Below are 17,231 nucleotides of genomic sequence, written 5' to 3' on the forward strand. Positions count from 1 at the left end.
GATATTTTGAGAGGATGTATGGACTGTCTTAATTGTGTTCTGCCCACTCCAGGCTGCTGTGTTGATGCGTTTTTTTCCGGTTTTTCTCTTCTGATCTCACTATATTATTCCCGGCGTTAGGTGATTGAGGGATAAAATTGTCTTATTTTCTGGTCCTTGTTTCTGCTGAAAAAAAGCAGTCATAATGCCTGTTATGTGCCAAAAAGAGGGATAATTGTGGACTATTAAGGGGTCGCCGGTGACGGATATTTTAAGAGGATGTATGGGCTGTTTTAACTGAGATCTACCTGTTCCAGGCTGCTGTGTGAATTCTATTTTCCTGGACAAAGGGCCGCAGGATGGGGTATTTATACATTATCGGGCTACCGATGTCATACCATTGCCCGGAATAGTGGAAATCACCGGCACTGGCAACAGTGCCCGAATGGGGGTGGACACATCCCTGAGATAAAAACAGAATATTCGGAGAATTGGATATTTAGATCTGCATCCGGTGTTCCCCAACGATATCACGGAAGAGTTCTTCCTCATCCCTGATCGTGCACCGTTTGTCGAAGTAGCGGTTGATGTTTTTGATATCCCGTACGAGGAATTTGATGGCCTTCGGGTGGTTGGGAGTCACTGCCTGCCCGATATCGATAATGATTGGGTGCTCCCCATCCCAGAGAATATTGAACTCTGAAAGGTCGGCGTGGACGAGTTCTGCCTCATTAAAGAGGGTTTTCATTGCGGCAGTGATCTCGTCATAGACAGCCTGATAGTCGTCCGGCCGGGCAAGCCGCAGCTGGGGATAGGCGATCTCATCTTCGCCCATGAACTCCATAATGAGGATGTTGCGGTCAAAGTGAATCGGGATGGGCACCCGGAGACCTGCATCGAGGGCACGGGCCAGGTTGGAGTACTCCTTCTTTGTCCACGCAAAGATCAGATCCTTTTTGGACTTTTTCACTGAGGAGAAGCGGGGGTCACCGATAATATACTCGCTCATTGACCGGAAATTGGCCGACTGGATACGATATATTTTGATGGCAATGGGCATCTCCTCACCTTCGCCATAGAAGACGTTTGCCTCCTTTCCGGTTGAGATGGAGCCCCCTATCTCCTTAATCTTCTTCTTGTGCACCAAGCGGTAGAGGGAGAGGAGGGTAATGTCATCAAAGACGTTTTCGGAGACCTTAAACTGGTCGGCATCCCGTATTCGGACTCCCATCCGTTCGGTTTCGCGGTCAAAGCGTTCGATGAGATCGTCTCTCTTTCCCATGGTGTATGTATTCTCCAATATTTTTAGTATGAATTCGCTTACTCGTCGTTCATGAATGCACGGGCGTCTGCCAGCACTTCGATGAGTCCATTGGAAACAGTGGCCTTCAGGTCTGCCGGGTGGATGTTTCCTGCCCCATATGCGGCTTCCATCTCTTCATAGGAAGAGTAGGCAGCATCGCCACCGAACTTCTCCGGCCGATGGATGGTAACCGTCCCGAGGCGAGGGAAGATATGGTACTTCAGGGTCTGAAGAACCGGGTTTTCCTCAATCTCTGGTGGGCAGAAGGCCTTTTTCATCTTCTTTATGATAATCTCCTCTGAGTCTGCAACCGAGATATAGTTCCCGGATGATGAGGCCATCTTCTTCCCATCAAGACCATTTAAGATGGGGGTGTGGATGCAGAGCGGCGCTTTTACCCCGATGGACGGGAGATGTTCACGTGCCAGCATGTGAATCTTACGCTGGTCAATGCCACCGACTGCTGCGTCCACATTGAGGCGGGCGATGTCGACCATTTGCATGATAGGATATACCATCTGGGAGACGGTTGGGTTCTCCATCTGGCGTCCGACCTCGTTCATGGAGCGGGTGGCCCGGTTGAGAGTGATACGCTGGGAGAGCATCAGGACATCGAGCTGATATTCCGGGGAAAGCTGAAAGTCACTGCCCATGACAAATTCGGCATCTTTGAGGCCGACTGCCTCAAAACAGCGGCGGTTATATTCTGCCAGTTCCCTGACTTCTTCCATGGTGCCCTTGCGGTTCAGATATGCATGGAGGTCTGCTAGGAGGACAACGACCTCGAACCCTGCATTCTGGAGGTCTATGAGTTTATTGATGGTGACGAGGTGACCGAGATGAATCTCACCGGATGGTTCATATCCGGCGTACACCCGCTTTTTGTCCTGTGAAAGGACAGAGCGGAGTTCTTCATCTGTGACAACTTCAACAGTATTTCGCGTTGCAAGCGCGTATGAGTCCATTGTCAGTACTGTGGTGTGCAGCGCATTAATGGTTGCTTCGGGGGTACGTATGAATCAGTAGGGGGGATGTGTTATTCCCGTGATACATAGGGGATGGACAGGGTTTGGTGAACCTCTAAAGATGTCCATACCGAATGTTTATCAGGAAATATGAGATAACGATGAAGTATGTCTCTCAATGACCGTTGGATAGGTGCGGAATTATCAGGTGTTGAGAGGGAGCTTGCCTGCAATAAAAAATATGAATACGTTGGGTTTGTTGAATATTATCGGAATGACCCCCGCTATTTCTATCTTCATCCTTCTCCGTTTCTGAAGACAGATCACTCGATATTGTACGTTGCTGACCCTTCTGTGGTTTCCCGGGGGCCACCGCCTGAACACCGGTTTATTGAAGTCAGGGTTATTGACGAAGGGAAACATCCTCTGGATGACAGAGGAAATGAGTGGCTGACAATTCGTGATATCGGAGGGTGGGAGGAGTTCGATGTCGCTTCTCTTGCACGGCAGCGTAAGATTATGGATGTCCGTGAAATAATTGAATATTTCACATCTCCATACGATGGTGAGGCGGATAGTATCGAAGAGATTGCCGGTTGTTCAGCATTATTTGCATTTTCCGCACCTCCGGTTCATGATGAGCCGGGCGGGATACATTCAGCAGTATTTGGAAAGAAACACCAATGGGATCTGTTCAAACGCCCGTTTAATATCATCCCGAAGGAATTCAAAAAAGTCAATTCTTATTACTACTATCATTTCTCGAATACTGACGTTCGTGTCCGGAAATCAGTTGGGGAGATTAATCAGGCAATTCTCCGGCCGCAGAAATTAGTCGCTGATATTCCGGTTGCAATAGACAATGAATCCCGGAAAAAAATACAACCCGAATATCGTGAAATTCTCAAAGAGGAGTCGGGAATTATTACCGGACAACTGTTAGATGGCCTCTTTATTACGCCACAATCAACCGATTCCATTGAAAAAGCGATGACAGAGGCGGTATATGAACTGCGTGAGGAGTATCTGACATCCGGACAGCGGCCCTTCCGGCAGAATATCTCCGGTGCCATTCCTAAACTCGCGTCCTCGTATGCCCGGCTGCAGTCCAATACTGCCATTAGAAAAGAGGATATCAAATATGTCATGGATTTGTGGTCGTCCATGTCGCATAAGACAGAGAAGATTCAGTCATCATCTCTGAAGGTACGGGACGCCTTCACCCTGACAGGGGATGCAAGGACGCTGTATTATCGGCTCTACGACGTCTATGGCGCAGATTATCCTATTCCATTCAGGGATGCTGTCAAAACCGCTTCTCTTGCCTCAATTGACTTTACATTGGCGTGTGAATCTCTCGAAGAGCGGGGGTATTGTCTTATGGGAACAAATGCCCTGACGCTGCTTGAACCATATACGAAAGAGTAGACTGTATTTGTGACGGTGTCATCCGAGTTTCCTTAAGATCACCATTTCTTTCTGGTGCCTGATCTCTGTGTGTGTGTGTGAGTCCTCTGGTTCATGAACCATGATGAAAATTGCACTACATTAATTGCACTACATTAGACCGTGAAAACCACCAATCATCTGAAAAATAGATTGAGCTGACCGCACGACTACCCGCTTTGATGCACAAAAGAACAGTCCCTTTGCAGGCAACACAAATTCCCGGAACCCTCAGGGGATATATTTAAATGTTTTGAAATAAACTTTGTCGACATGGGTGTAAGGAATTGGGCATCGATATGCATATCACTGGCACTGATTATTTCATTTTTGGTGATCTGTGTTCCGTCTGCTGCCATTGTTGCAGAATTGACGGATGGAAATCTTTTGGAATCCCAGAATGAGGGGGAATTAATACAATATACAATAGTTATGAGCGGCATCCCAAAGCAGGCACGGAGTATTGAACTAAATACGGATCTCATGCCCGTACCGGGCACCAATCTCTGGAATCCGGAATTGGACGGCTTTACGGTACCCGGGGGGGACGAGGCATTAAATGACCACATTATTGAGTTTGCCGTGGATGACGATTTTTCAGGCGGAATTAATGTGACCGTATATGGCAGGGTGCCTGTTCTGACATCGGTTGAGATTGTAGACGGTGTTGTTGTCACAAAACGGATCACGCAGACGACAGGGTATGTCTACTATCACATCCAGGCACTTGATGAAAACGGGGATATTCTTGGAACAGGCACAACCGATACATTTTCCGTGAAAATTCCCGATGACGAACAGTTCAGGTCGCGGCTGAACGCTGTTAGTGACACTGACATGAGAACTCTGATAGACGATCTCTATTCCAGAGGACTCAGGGATGAAGCAAACGAACTCTTAAAATACGCAGAATCTCCTAAAGATCCGACAATTCCGGTTACAACAGCGGCTCTGATTGCAATTGTCCTTCTTGTCGCAGGGTTTGCAGTAGGGATGGTATTCGGTCGGATACGGGCGAAAAATATGCAGGAATTCCAGAATGATTACAAGGGGGAATAATTGAATGGCCCATGATGATATTATTGAGGGAAAAGCATTCCAGATGCCTGATGAACTGACCGTTGTTGCAATAGGTGGGTGTGGAAAAAAACTCATAAACAACCTTTATGATCATGAATGGTTCTTAGAGCACTACCTTTCAGATGGAAAACGTCTCACGCTCTATACGATAGACACCGATTCCAACCAGAGAAAGGATGACATAAAACGCTCAGAGCGGATTGAGGCAAAGGTTGGTGAAATTCAGAGGACAAACAATCAGATGGGGGGCAGCGTCAAAAGTTACCATTACCACCTTCCCGACCTTGCAAATGTAGAGCGTGTGTCATCCCTGACTTCAAAGGAAATATCAGAACAGATAAAAAACAGACGCGAACGCCCTCTTGTTGACGTATGGTGGATGAACGATCCCGAATATGGATTCGACTACCAGATGCTCAAACAGATTGACAAAAACATCGTAGATGACTTCGGAGGTGGGGTGCATCGCAGACGTGCGATATCAAAGGCGGTATTCTACAAGGCAATCACCCAGGGCGGAGAGCAATTTCCTTCGTTTCAGGGTCATGGACCAGTTGCAATCGTTGTCGGACTTGGGGGTGGTACAGGTTCGGGGATGTTTATCGATCTTGCCCGATATATCAAGGAAAAACGTGGCCAGGAATCGAAAATCTGGCTCTTTGTTGTGCTCCCGGCGGCAAGTGAGGGTGAAAAAGAGCAGTTAAACGCTGCTATCGCGCTTTCAGAGATAGAATATCTCAACATGAAGGACGACAAGCTCTTCAACTACATTATCATCTCATCCTTAAGCCCTACAGGATATGTGGACGGAGGAGACAGAAAGCAGGAAGTGGTTGAGTTTGACTCCGCATTTCCCTATATGTTCATAAATTCGTTCTATCTCCCGACTGCCGACATATCCGCAATAGTGGACGCAAAAAAAGACTATTCCGGTTTTATATTCGCAGATTCGCATGTGATAGAATACCCTGTTGAAAATCTGCGGTCCCTGAAGAAAGGATTTGAGGATGTAATTGAAAGCCTATCGGGAATCGGACAGAACAGGGAAAAAATCTTAAAAGAGGTTTCTGACTTTATCGCCACCAATGAAAGCCTCTACCCTGAAGAATTTTCAAAGACTGACACGGAAATTACCCATGATGATGTAAATCTCTACAGAAAAGAGATAGAAAAGATAAAAAAAGTATGGGAGAACGATATAACCGATCTCTTAAACTTCAAAACACAGTCCATTATCGAATCGGCGGTCACGAACAACATGCCGGAGGAGCTAAAAGAGATCTCTCTGGTAACAGATTTTGACAAACTTTCAGAGTATGTGTCACGACTCAAGAAATCCCTTGAAAATGAGAGCAAACCGCATGAAAATGCGAAAGACCAGGAATTATACGAAGTAATCAAGAAGAATCTCCAGCTTTTGGAGGAGATGTCCGTTCTCCTGAAAAAGACCCTTTTGGTAGACGGAAAATCTGCGAGAATTGCGCTTGTAAACGTAATACGTGGCGAAGAAAACTTTGGGAAAGTATCAGGAGAATTATCCAGCCGTGAGTCTGCACTAAGAGGTGAAATAAGTGAGGCAGATGTCAGGGTTAAAAAGAAGCGCCTGGAACTTGAGGATATTACCAAAGAACAGAACCGGATGCTTGATCTGATACGTTCTGAGGTCAATGCACTTGCAAAACCAATAGATGATTACGTTGCACTCGGCCATGGGACGGCCACTGGCGCCGGGCAGGACTCAATAGAAATTCTGGAGCGGGCATTTCTGGACAAATTTTCGGCGCTTCTCTTTGCACTGAAGGAGAAACTGAACCAGTCGGAGAAGAAGAAGGCAAAGCCTGTCAAACGTGATGCATGGCTTGCTTCCCTTCCACTTGGAGACCTTCAGGGAGATATAGAGAATCTTGAGAAGGCGACTTCAACCGATTTTTCATACCTGAGGGATCTCGCGGAGTCTGTTTCTCTTTACTTCTACAACGATTATATGGTCAGGGTATCCAAAAAACAAGGTTTTACTGACAGTATCCTGGGGCGAAAACTCAATTTTGAGATGTTCAGAAGCGAAAAGGCGACAAAGGAGGAGAGGATACGAAAAATTTCGCAGATGCATCCGGGAAAGATATCAATACGCGATCCCTTCGAGGTTTTTATACAGGACAAATTCCTTACCCGGGAGTTTGATACACGGCTTGTATCTTTAAGGGAGGCAACAATTGCGCCTATTTTATCACAGTTCAACCTTGAATCCGAAGAGAAGGCAGAACTGGTCCGTTCCTTTTCCGGAAGGGACACAGCCTCTATTCTGGCGAGTATCAGGGAGACGCTTACAGGGATAGTAAATACCCGCGAAGGATATTCCTCAAATATTGGGAATACAAACACGGAGATAGACCTCCTGATTCATTCACAGAAGATGATGCAGCAGAAGATTGAATTTTTGAAAAAAATCGACAATCTGGTAAGTTCAACCTTTGATCCAAGAAAAAAATTCAATACAGGCCTGGATTCATATGAGTCCGGACTGAGAACCATTGACGAGAAGAGAAAGAGTGGAAACACCACTATCGAAGGAATGTACCGGACGTGGTTTGGGGAGATTAACCCGAACGTTCTTTCCCTTTTACGTGACGACTCTGATCTCTCTGTCCTCGACTATGATGAAGAAGGAAAACGTGAGATTGAAAAGCTCTACAACATTGTGCAGTGGAAATACAAGGAGCTTGTCGATGCGCACAAACTTGGTATAAACAACATATCAATTGGATATGGAAGTGCAGGCACAGAAAGATGGAGCTTTGACAAAGCCGCCCTTGTCGCATCGTCACCGTCCAGATGGCTCTCACAGTTAATCGACAACAAAGGCAGTGATTTCAGGCGAAATCTGGTGAAATCCCTTGACTTAAAAGGGGTTGACAGTGCCAAGGTAAACTCACATAACTACACAAAACCCTGGGAGATATCACTCACATTCTTTGCAGCGGCAAGTTTCCTTGACAACATCTCCCCTCTGACGACAGGCGGAGGATATTGGGAGAAGTATGAGAAGTCAAAGGACAATATCCTGCACCATGCCCTGTATCTTCACGAGGGAAAGTATATTGTCCGTGAAAAAACGTTGCTCTTAACCGAGGCAGCAGAGATCGCTGACCTTGAATCGGGTAGTAAAACACAGATTGAAGAGGCAAAGAAGAGGGTTCTGGATTTATATACGGTAAAGGATATCAAAGAGGCAGTCAGGGAATGATAATCAACAATAAAAGAAGAAAAACCTATCTTCTTTTAGCTCTTCCCCTGAGCATTATTGTCGCTTATATATTCACAACCATAGCGCCCGCCTTTAAGCTTCATCCACCATCGTATGGGTTGACTGTTCTCGTTGAATTTTTATGTGGTCTGTTTTTTATCATTGCTGTGGGTATGATTTTCAACGAGGATTCGAGAATAAATGGTGTCATCTACACTGGTATATTTGCTGCAATACCAATATTTTATGTTTATTCTTCTCCGTGGGCTGACATAGATCTCCTGATTCTCACATACTCAGTGGGTATCATCTGTGGTGCTGTGTTTGTCGTAAAAACGGTCATCACAAACCGGTATGACAATCTTGCAAAGTTTGCCAAAGGTCTCTTCACCCTGTTCTTCGCGCTCATCATCGGATTTCTTGCGTATGAGATGTATCGGACTGCTATCGCACCGGATTCAGCAGTTGGTGAGGCATATGCGACACAAAGTATCTTCTTTTTTGGTGCGGGAATTGTTCTTTCTCTTATTCTCTACTGGCTTGCAATTAAGATCACCGTCGGCGTGAGGGCTTCAGAGATATTCATATTCGGCCCGCGATCATCCGGGAAGACATATTTTGTTCTTGGTCTGTGGAGCTATATTTCAGAACATTTCGATAAGGGACACTCAAACGAGGGTGTTGTCTTAACCGGAGATCCAAATGACGAAGGCGACGATCTGCGCATATCAAGTCTGTATGCAAATATTCTCGACGGAAAGATCCTCTCACGGACATACCGTTACCAGATGGTGATGTACCAGCTTACCGGAATGAAATTTGGTATAATTCCAGTCAAATGGACAGTTGTAGATTATGCTGGTGAGTATTATGATGAGTTAAATGAGATCAATTTCAAAAAGGCGCTCTCCCTTTTGAGTGAACGACTCAATATGCCTCCGGGGGAGGTCAGAAAGAGTGCGGGGACAATAGATTTTGTCAAGTACATAAAGTTGAACCATTTTGATGATCTCCTCGATCCGGAATTCACCAAAAGTGTGATAATCTCGACCATGTATGGCAACTTTCTCCGGGCAGGAAAAGTCATCTTTCTTATTGACGGTGAAAAAATCACTGACAACAGAAAGGGTCATGCACAGCTTGCACGGGAATTTGGGGGATATATGAAGACTCTGATTGACCTGGAAGGAAAAAATTACTTCGGGTTTTTCGGGTCGAACAAAAAATATGCTCTCGTTGTCACCAAAACAGATCTCGTATTCTGGAAGAATAAGGAGATACAAAACCTTCTACACTCAATGAATGCCGGGAAATTATCTGACATTCCGGAAAAATCCAAAGAGGCACTGAACATAGAAACCACTCTTTTTGAGATTCTCAGTTCAAACACGGTTTTTAAAAATCTGGTTAACATGATGAATGACATTTCGATGTATTTTGTCGCCGTTTCTGTCGATGCATCAGCAGAACCATTTCCCACAGAGGAAGGATTTGAAGAGGAAATTTCACCGACATCCCTTGCACCATGGAGGTTTACGGAGATATTCAAATTTGGCCTGTAATGGTGGTACATAGTCAGGGGGTTTTTGAAGAATGAATGATGCATACGGAATATTCACAACAGATGGTGAGGCTGTGGCAGGCACCCTGCATGACGAGTATGCACTCCATCTTGCAGAACGGCTTGACGAGAGTACAGCGTCTTTGTATATCAGTACAAAAAACGGTGTTTTTCTGCTCGGAACTGCTGTAAACGTGCAAAAGAAGGGGAGAAGGCCCGACACATTCATCTATCTTGAGAAGGTCGGATGGAACCGGGAACTTCCACCGAAAATTGATCTTGCATACATCCATGCGTTTTACAGTCGAGTCGAACAGAGACTCACTGAAATAGAATATGTGGTGCGTGATCTCGCTTCAGACAGTGAGTTCTTTGATGAACGCCAAAAGAGGGTAATTACCGGCCTTATGAGTTCTGCTGCTGCGAATTACTCTGTGGGAAGAATGCTCCTTGGAAAGGAGGTTGTCTGCGTGTCAGGAAACCTCTCAATGTCTGTTGATTTTGTCGTTTCTGTAACCGAAAAAATTCATTCATTTTTATCTCCGGGGTTTACCATCGTTGTTGCAAAAAGGACTTTCAGGGATGCTGATCTGCTGGTCACAGAGAAGTATTCCGGAAAGGTTCATATCAATCTGGATACTGAGCGGACAGATGGTTCGAAGTGGGAGGAGATATACCAGGACGTGGGAATTTTCGCCCAAAATTCCACAATCCGGCTAAAACTGTCGAAGGAACAATCCCGCAGAAACCTTGCAGAACAGCTTGTTTCTGAGTACAAAACCACCAAAAAGATGCTTCCTGGCAGATTACGCCTCTTTGGGGAATTTCTGAATGAGGAAGATATTGGCACCTTTATTGCCCAACATGGGGAGTTCTCATCCTCTGCATATGAACCTCAGAACAAAGAGGGACTGGAACACCCGAAGGAGTCAGATTACGGAAAGTGGAGTATTAACGATCTTGACAGGGAGGACCTTAAACGTGAGTATGAGGTGCACATGGAGCAGAAAAAAAAGGGCAGGGTTCGCCTGCTTGCTATTCTGGGAATTTTTGTAATCCTTCTTGCAGTCGTAGTGTTTTTTTTTGTAATCCAGCCGGAATTTGTAAATCCTGGCCATAATGCAACCGAGATGCCGTATATAACCCCTTCAGCTACGATTGCTCCTGTTGATGAGTCCCGAATTATTACACGGCTGAACACAACACCAGGCAATAGTCCTGCTGGCCTTTCGGGAATAGGGAGTGCATACGAAGTAACGGTATCCAGACCTCAAAACGTGACAATAGCCTTAAATGTGGATTATAACCCGGACGTTTTGTACTACCTGATGAGATACAACCAGTCGGTATCTTCGTGGGTTCCCATAAACACCACGCTTGTAATATCGAATGAATCTGCAACAGCACTCATCTCTGATTCAGGAATATATCGCATCTTCAGTCTGACAGGGAAAGCAGTTTTAATTCCCGTTAAATGACTGGTTTGTGTCATACCGGATAGAAAAAACAGGTATCCGCCATGAAAAAAAATCCTGCAATGAGAATTATTTCCGTTGTCATTTTTCTTCTGCTCATACAGGCAGGAATCTCATCTGCAGATGCACAGACACAAAAAGGGACGATATCTGTATCATCAGAACCGCAGGGGGCGGAAATTTATCTCAATGATGAATACCTTGGTATTCAGACAAACACGTTTATTCAGGACGTTTTTCCGGGAATTCATTATGTGCGACTTGAGTTGGAGGGCTATCGGACATGGGAGCAGATATTTGAAGTAAGGGAGGGGGAAATCACCTACGTGAGCCATGGGATGGAACCTGTCGTGGGGGGTCCGTTCACGGTATCGACAAAGCCGGAGGGTGCACAGATATATATTGACGGGGACTTTTTTGGCATATCGAATACCATCCTGTACGATCTTCCTGAGGGACAACACCGCGTTCTCCTGGTGCTTTATAATTACTCAGACTATGCAGCAACAGTTACAATAAACGAAGGGATTTCACAATCGGTTGTCCATACGTTTGAGACAATACCTACGACAGGAAGGATAACGGTTGCGTCTGTCCCGTCCAATGCTGAAATTTATCTGAACGGGGAGTTTGAAGGTACTACCCGAAAGACGCTTCAAGAGGTTGTGCCGGGGACGTACGATGTTGTCATTAAAAAAAACGGATATGATGACTGGACAGGCAGGGTTGATGTTGCGGCTGGAAAGATATCGGAAGTAATTGCAGAGCTTTCCCCCTCAAAGGTACTTATTTTGGTGAATACTGTGCCGGAAGAAGTCAGTGTTTCAATTGACGGGGTTTATTCCGGCACGACTCCTCTCGAAATCCCTTCTGAACAGGGATTGCACACAATTCGTATTGAAAAGTTTGGGTATGAGCGTATTGAAACGGAGGTGGACGTCGGAGCAGAAGGTGCCTCTTTTTCGTATAATCTTATTTCAATGGCCCCGCAGGCAATAGCAGAGGCTAAACAGGTGGTATCCGAAAATCTTGAATACCGTCCGAAAAAAGCACAGGAAGCGCTTCTAGATGCCCAAAAAAAGTATGAGGAAGGTGATTCACAGAGTGCGATTACCTATGCGGAGTCTGCAATTATTATTGCCCGGGATGTTGACGGGGACGGGGTTTCAAATCCGTTTGACATAAGTCCGAATCTTCACAATATCGTGATATACATATCTCCGTTTATTCTTCTTTTTCTCGTTCTGGTGTTTCTGGGAAAGGACATGTTGCGGCACAGAGTTAATCCTGAAATCGATTTACACCTTCCGGTGACCATACGGGAGGACGATATGCTTGCACGGGCTGAAATTACGGTAAATGCACCCGGAGGGCCGTACCGTGGTTTTGTCTGCACTGTCTATATCGATGGTATTTCCGTTGACCACTTCACGAACCCGGGAAAATATGATGTGATGCTCTCTGGAAGGAGTCCGGGTGTTCACCGCCTTATGGTGCATCTTCAGGTTGCAAAGGAGCGATATGGCAAATCTGAGAAGAAGGTGGAGGAGACTTTCATTGTTGAGCCAACAGTGCAGGTGCATCGTGCTCCTGAGATAAATGGCGATGACATTATTGTTCCGGAAGAAACGCACTTCGGAACTGATGATTTGTATGAGGAGGGGAAGGGTGACGATGCCAATACGAAGGATGATTCAGAAGAGTAAATCAGGGATAAAATATCCATTTATTTTCAATAAATCCATTCTAATAGCTTATTGTAGCTCTGCAGAAATGTTACAAAGTGAAAGAAAACATTCATACGTGCCCGGAATGGCCGGATGAATGACAAGAATAGGGGTCCTGCCCCATCCATTGTTTTTCTTACCTTGAGGTTACCCTCTTTGATCCCCTTTTTTGGGAATTTGGGGATAAATTAGGCATATTTTTCACGTTTTTTATTGCCGAAAAAATAAGGCTTTAATGCCATTTATTTGCTAAAATGGAGACTAATTGTAGAGTATTAAGAGGTCGCTATTGTCGGATATTTTTGGGAGGACGTATGGGCTGTCTCGACTGAGAAATGCTCACTCCGGGCTTTTGAGTGGATGTATTTTTCCAAGGATGATGGTCATTTTAGATGTTATTTATGCGTTGCTTTGTCATATGTGTGGATTTATCCCAAAAATGACCTGATTTGTATGCCGAAATTGATTTAGGAAGAATATCAGGAATTGAAATGGTATGTCCCTGACACTTTCATATCCCCCACAAAAGTATTATTCCCGTCTGCAGGAACCTGTAAAGTATGGCAGAAAACAGCCTTTTCTCCTTCCATTCAACGGTTCTGTTTGTGCAGGATGTAGAAATATCAAAGAAATTCTATACTGAAGTGATGGGCGAGGAGATTGAACTTGATCTCGGCAAAAATATCGGGTTTAAAAGTGCACTTGCAATCTGGGATGGCAATTACGGCAGAAATGTGATATTCGGTGATGAAAACGCTGGAGATGGAGATTTTTCATCAAAGCGGATGATCGAGCTTTACTATGAAACAGAGGATATGGAGAAGACATTTGAGAACCTGAATACTGCCGGTGTTGAGTTTGTGCATGGGGTGACTGCTCAGCCCTGGTGCCAACTCACCGTGCGGTTCCTTGATCCCGATGGACATATGATTGAGGTTGGTGAGAGAATGGATGTCTGTGTGAAAAGGTTGGCATCATCCGGCATGTCAGCGGATGAGATTGCAACATCCACCACCATGCCGCCAGAGATTGTAAAGTATATGCTTGAAATGGATGAACGGTAACCCGGTGTTCGGGGGAAATCCAGCCAGTACAAAATATAATTTGGCAGTGTGGGGTGAATCGTGATTCTCTGTTCCCCTCACGCCAGAATGTGACAAACACTCACACCTGCATCCACATCCGTTTCTTTCCTCTCTCAGTTTCTTAAAAATTGAGAATGAATCTTAGATAGCCTTCAGCCCGAGTGCCTCATTCGTCATCCGAATTGACTCTTCTGCGCTGTCTGCCGCCTTCATCATTGCACGGATGGCATCGACGTTTTCTACGACAACATCTGCTTCCTGGTGGATTGCCTGGAAGAGATAGAGCTCATTGTTTTTGCCTACCGCAACCGAATCCTCGAATACACAGGATTCCCAGAGATCACCACGGGGGCGGCCCATATCTGAGGCCAGTTCCCTTAATTCTGCTGTCGAAGTGATGCCGGTGGAACCTTTTACAATGCCAATTCTCGGGTGTTTGCGAATGAGGTCCAGAACACCTTCACGGGTGGCCTCCTGTGCCAGCTCCATCCGGATAACGTGCATGTGCATGAAGGTCGTCGGTACGATCATCGCGGTTGTTACGATATCAATTGACGGAAGAACGGTGTTCAAATCCGGCCCGTGGTGAGACGGGATGGAGACCGGGTTGAGGACGATTGCGTCAACCGGACCCTTCTTAATCCCGCCGGGATCAGATCCACGGCGTACCATTGTTGCAAAGACTGATTTCACACCATATGCCTCGTCTGCCAGTTTGATGATACGGCAGAGACCGGTTGTGTTGCAGGATACCACCCGCACAAAGTCAGCGCCGTAGGCGTCCTGGTAATTGCATGATGAATTAAATGAGATGCCTGCTATCTCATGCTTTTCCCCGCCCTGCCAGATGGCTTTGACGTTGTAGAGTTCATAGAGTGCTTTGTTCGCCTTTCCAACGCCCCCTGGAGTTGCATCAACAACGACATCACACTGGCGCAGCATGCCTTCCACATCACCTGCGACTGCGATACCTGCCTCATCAAAGGCCCCCTTCTTTGTAATATCTGCAATATAGAGAGGATATCCCCGTTCATTTGCGATGTATGCCTCTCCTGAGGGTCGTGTCTTTGAGACCCCTACAATTTCCATGTCCGGCTGAGCTGCCACCGCGTCAGCTACCCGTTTGCCAATTGTTCCATATCCGTTAATTGCCACTTTGATCATAGCTGCACACCTTCAGATGGTACTCCGGGCCTCTCCTGCCCCCGTTTGCAGGGGATAAGTTTGCACCCTTCTGTCCCTCTCACCTGATTATGGAACTGATACAGCGGGAATACAAAAAAAGGTTCTCTTTGAATGTGTGAATCAAACGGACTATCCGGGAATAACAATATTCAATTACCCTGTGCTCATAATAACCACTTATTCGGTAACAGGAGGGGTTATGGGAATAAAACAGAACGTCTGCCCACGGTGTGGTGAACCGGTGCCTGAGGGGGGCACCATCTGCATGATCTGTGGGCAGTCCCTGAAAAAGCCGCGCACCATAAAAAAAGAACATTATGCTGCTGTTATTTTTGCAGTGATAGCGATTATACTGGCATATATTCTTTATCCGGTTTTTTTTGGTCCGACAATGGCTACAAGCACTGGAAATGTAATGTTTGAAGTATCCCTTTCAGATGGGGACCTGTCCGTTCAGTACAGCGGTACCGCTGATGGCAGTTATGTGGCAGACCTGCAGATCGCGGTTCTTGCAGAAGGGGGCCGTTCATCGCAGATATTCTCCTTTGCAAATCCTGAGCCGGGAACTATTCTCGGTCCGGTTGAGACAGGCGTCGTTGGGAAACCAGTCGGTATCTATTATGTTGCTGTCTATGTCGATGGCACGGAAATAAGCAATACTATCGTCATTTGATGGTATGGTGAAACGTATGGTGAAGGAGAATGGAGAGGATGACAGAGGGCCTTGACCGTGAATATGCAATCTGGGTGAACCGGGATGAACTGGGGGAAAAAAAGGAGATTCACCTCGAAGGGAAGAGGATCACCTTCAAAATTCCTGAACAGATTGAAGGACATGCTGTGTTGCGCTTGAAAGGGCTTGGTTTTCGGAATGGGTCAAAGAAAGGAGACTTGTTTGTCCGTATCAGTCTCATGGAAGAGGATCGTGGGAGTGAAGGGTCTCCCTTCTACAGCAAATGGCATGGTTCTTCTTTTGGTGGTGGTTCCGGACCATTACCGTGGATGAACCGTTCACAGGTCAGGGAGGAAGGCGGTGAACAGAATCATTGCATTACTCCCAATAAGGCAGTGAAAGATCCGATGCAGATGCGGCGGGCAGGGTATCTTATATCAGGTGCCGGTCTGGTGCTTATAGCAGGAGGAATCTTTGGTATTCTTCCCATTTCTGCCTGGATAGGGATTTCACTCGTTGTGTTAGGTGTATATCTTGTCTCCTTTGCCTGAAATGTCCATCATTATCCCTTGAAATTGGTAAAATAATTGTCAATATATGCCTGTTTTTGTATCCGGGCTCTTTCCTGTGGGTCACGGATGAGGTGCACTCCCGTTGTCTGGACTGCCGGGCAAAAAGGGCAGAGGGCGAAGGGTACATCGTCTGCATGATCCCGTACGGGACAGTAATATATCCGTCCATCCTGCTCAACGGAAAGTCCGCCTGGAAAGGGTGTTTCAACAGGATGACCGGGGCCGTCTTCTATATACATTGCATAGCAGGCGAGTGCATAGTGGAGTGAGAGGATGGATGGATCTTTTTCCTCTGCCTTTCGTGTGGTCGCCCGCTGGACCATTATGCAGTATTCGGTAAAACCCTCTCGCAGAGATGTCTTTCTCCAGTGCCGTTCCCCCTCGTATGACCCCTCCGTCATCAGGCGATGATGGGTATCAAAGATCTCCTCATGGACTGCGGTGAGAAGTGGATCACGGTAATCAGTGGGAATGTCACGGGTTTTTCGTTCGAAATTTACCATCATCTGTCGAAGGGTTTCCTGCGGATATTCCCTGACGTGGTCTGAAAGAAGAGGGAGAAGTGCCTCTTTGTCCCGGGATGTTTCCGCGGTTTTCCAGAATGTCTGAATATGAACGAGACTGTCCCGGTATGCAGGGAGCACCTGTCCGGAAGGTAATGTGTCCCTGCATGTCACCGATGCGGTATCTACGATACAGTCAATCTCCGGCCGGTAGGTGGTGTCCTCCGGCCTGTTGTTCCCGAATATCCGTGCTTGTAAGCGTGAGAAAATACCTGCCATACTCTATTTCTTTTCTGCACCGGCAGATGATGATTGCTTTGTTTCAGGCAGACCTCTATTTTATCCGTGCCGAATGGTGGCCATGTAACGTTGGCAGTATCATATGATGGTGGTGAGACTGCAGTATTCGCTTTTAGATTCCCCGAATCTGAAT

At 46.1% G+C, this 17,231-nt stretch carries 13 protein-coding genes; 9 read left to right on the forward strand and 4 right to left on the reverse strand.

Annotated elements, in window-relative coordinates:
* Positions 1 to 478: 478 nt before the first annotated feature.
* Together L0665_RS07295 and L0665_RS07300 are read right to left on the reverse strand one after the other, a co-directional pair.
* Entirely contained in the window at positions 479 to 1,261 is a 783-nt protein-coding gene (locus L0665_RS07295; protein WP_274925037.1) for a serine protein kinase RIO, read from the reverse strand.
* 38 nt (positions 1,262 to 1,299) lie between these two features.
* Positions 1,300 to 2,247 carry a tyrosine--tRNA ligase gene (locus L0665_RS07300; protein ID WP_274925038.1) on the reverse strand — a complete coding sequence of 316 codons (948 nt, stop codon included), beginning with the start codon at positions 2,245 to 2,247 and terminating at the stop codon, positions 1,300 to 1,302.
* Positions 2,248 to 2,415: 168 nt separating this feature from the next.
* Here L0665_RS07300 and L0665_RS07305 point away from each other — a divergent pair, with 168 nt between their 5' ends.
* The 7 genes from L0665_RS07305 (at position 2,416) to L0665_RS07335 (ending at position 13,844) form a co-directional block, all read left to right on the forward strand.
* Positions 2,416 to 3,675, forward strand: coding sequence for a hypothetical protein (locus tag L0665_RS07305; protein ID WP_274925039.1), 1,260 nt, complete (start codon positions 2,416 to 2,418; stop codon positions 3,673 to 3,675).
* 291 nt (positions 3,676 to 3,966) lie between these two features.
* Positions 3,967 to 4,752 (forward strand): hypothetical protein, encoded by a 786-nt coding sequence (locus tag L0665_RS07310; protein ID WP_274925040.1) that lies wholly within the window; start codon positions 3,967 to 3,969, stop codon positions 4,750 to 4,752.
* A gap of 4 nt (positions 4,753 to 4,756) precedes the next feature.
* The gene (locus L0665_RS07315) at positions 4,757 to 8,017 is read left to right on the forward strand and encodes a tubulin-like doman-containing protein (RefSeq protein ID WP_274925041.1); all 3,261 of its coding nucleotides are present in this window, start codon (positions 4,757 to 4,759) and stop codon (positions 8,015 to 8,017) included.
* Positions 8,018 to 8,190: 173 nt separating this feature from the next.
* On the forward strand, positions 8,191 to 9,579 hold the full coding sequence (locus tag L0665_RS07320; protein WP_274925042.1) for a hypothetical protein: 1,389 nt from the start codon (positions 8,191 to 8,193) through the stop codon (positions 9,577 to 9,579).
* A 31-nt stretch (positions 9,580 to 9,610) separates the two neighbouring features.
* On the forward strand, positions 9,611 to 11,056 hold the full coding sequence (locus L0665_RS07325; protein ID WP_274925043.1) for a hypothetical protein: 1,446 nt from the start codon (positions 9,611 to 9,613) through the stop codon (positions 11,054 to 11,056).
* 41 nt (positions 11,057 to 11,097) lie between these two features.
* Positions 11,098 to 12,759, forward strand: a complete 1,662-nt coding sequence (locus tag L0665_RS07330) for a PEGA domain-containing protein (RefSeq protein WP_274925044.1) — start codon at positions 11,098 to 11,100, stop codon at positions 12,757 to 12,759.
* 581 nt (positions 12,760 to 13,340) lie between these two features.
* Positions 13,341 to 13,844, forward strand: coding sequence for a VOC family protein (locus tag L0665_RS07335; RefSeq protein ID WP_274925045.1), 504 nt, complete (start codon positions 13,341 to 13,343; stop codon positions 13,842 to 13,844).
* Positions 13,845 to 14,006: 162 nt separating this feature from the next.
* Here the strand turns inward: L0665_RS07335 and L0665_RS07340 are convergent, their stop codons facing one another.
* The gene (locus L0665_RS07340) at positions 14,007 to 15,029 is read right to left on the reverse strand and encodes a type II glyceraldehyde-3-phosphate dehydrogenase (protein ID WP_274925046.1); all 1,023 of its coding nucleotides are present in this window, start codon (positions 15,027 to 15,029) and stop codon (positions 14,007 to 14,009) included.
* A 220-nt stretch (positions 15,030 to 15,249) separates the two neighbouring features.
* Here L0665_RS07340 and L0665_RS07345 point away from each other — a divergent pair, with 220 nt between their 5' ends.
* Positions 15,250 to 15,723 (forward strand): zinc ribbon domain-containing protein, encoded by a 474-nt coding sequence (locus tag L0665_RS07345; RefSeq protein ID WP_274925047.1) that lies wholly within the window; start codon positions 15,250 to 15,252, stop codon positions 15,721 to 15,723.
* 29 nt (positions 15,724 to 15,752) lie between these two features.
* Positions 15,753 to 16,274: a hypothetical protein gene (locus L0665_RS07350; RefSeq protein WP_274925048.1), complete on the forward strand. Its 522-nt coding sequence runs from the start codon at positions 15,753 to 15,755 to the stop codon at positions 16,272 to 16,274.
* An 11-nt stretch (positions 16,275 to 16,285) separates the two neighbouring features.
* Here the strand turns inward: L0665_RS07350 and L0665_RS07355 are convergent, their stop codons facing one another.
* Positions 16,286 to 17,077: a DUF2115 domain-containing protein gene (locus L0665_RS07355; protein ID WP_274925049.1), complete on the reverse strand. Its 792-nt coding sequence runs from the start codon at positions 17,075 to 17,077 to the stop codon at positions 16,286 to 16,288.
* Between the last annotated feature and the right edge of the window lie 154 nt (positions 17,078 to 17,231).

The organism is Methanogenium marinum (assembly GCF_028912405.1).
Classification (GTDB): Archaea; Halobacteriota; Methanomicrobia; order Methanomicrobiales; family Methanomicrobiaceae; genus Methanogenium; species Methanogenium marinum.

Excerpts from the sequence above, each read along its gene's own strand:
- L0665_RS07355 (WP_274925049.1), bottom strand. The coding sequence starts at position 17,077 with ATGGCAGGTATTTTCTCACGCTTACAAGCACGGATATTCGGGAACAAC.
- L0665_RS07325 (WP_274925043.1), top strand. The coding sequence starts at position 9,611 with ATGAATGATGCATACGGAATATTCACAACAGATGGTGAGGCTGTGGCA.
- L0665_RS07310 (WP_274925040.1), top strand. The coding sequence starts at position 3,967 with ATGGGTGTAAGGAATTGGGCATCGATATGCATATCACTGGCACTGATT.
- L0665_RS07340 (WP_274925046.1), bottom strand. The coding sequence starts at position 15,029 with ATGATCAAAGTGGCAATTAACGGATATGGAACAATTGGCAAACGGGTA.
- L0665_RS07300 (WP_274925038.1), bottom strand. The coding sequence starts at position 2,247 with ATGGACTCATACGCGCTTGCAACGCGAAATACTGTTGAAGTTGTCACA.
- L0665_RS07345 (WP_274925047.1), top strand. The coding sequence starts at position 15,250 with ATGGGAATAAAACAGAACGTCTGCCCACGGTGTGGTGAACCGGTGCCT.
- L0665_RS07330 (WP_274925044.1), top strand. The coding sequence starts at position 11,098 with ATGAAAAAAAATCCTGCAATGAGAATTATTTCCGTTGTCATTTTTCTT.
- L0665_RS07335 (WP_274925045.1), top strand. The coding sequence starts at position 13,341 with ATGGCAGAAAACAGCCTTTTCTCCTTCCATTCAACGGTTCTGTTTGTG.
- L0665_RS07350 (WP_274925048.1), top strand. The coding sequence starts at position 15,753 with ATGGAGAGGATGACAGAGGGCCTTGACCGTGAATATGCAATCTGGGTG.
- L0665_RS07305 (WP_274925039.1), top strand. The coding sequence starts at position 2,416 with ATGTCTCTCAATGACCGTTGGATAGGTGCGGAATTATCAGGTGTTGAG.
- L0665_RS07320 (WP_274925042.1), top strand. The coding sequence starts at position 8,191 with ATGATTTTCAACGAGGATTCGAGAATAAATGGTGTCATCTACACTGGT.
- L0665_RS07315 (WP_274925041.1), top strand. The coding sequence starts at position 4,757 with ATGGCCCATGATGATATTATTGAGGGAAAAGCATTCCAGATGCCTGAT.
- L0665_RS07295 (WP_274925037.1), bottom strand. The coding sequence starts at position 1,261 with ATGGGAAAGAGAGACGATCTCATCGAACGCTTTGACCGCGAAACCGAA.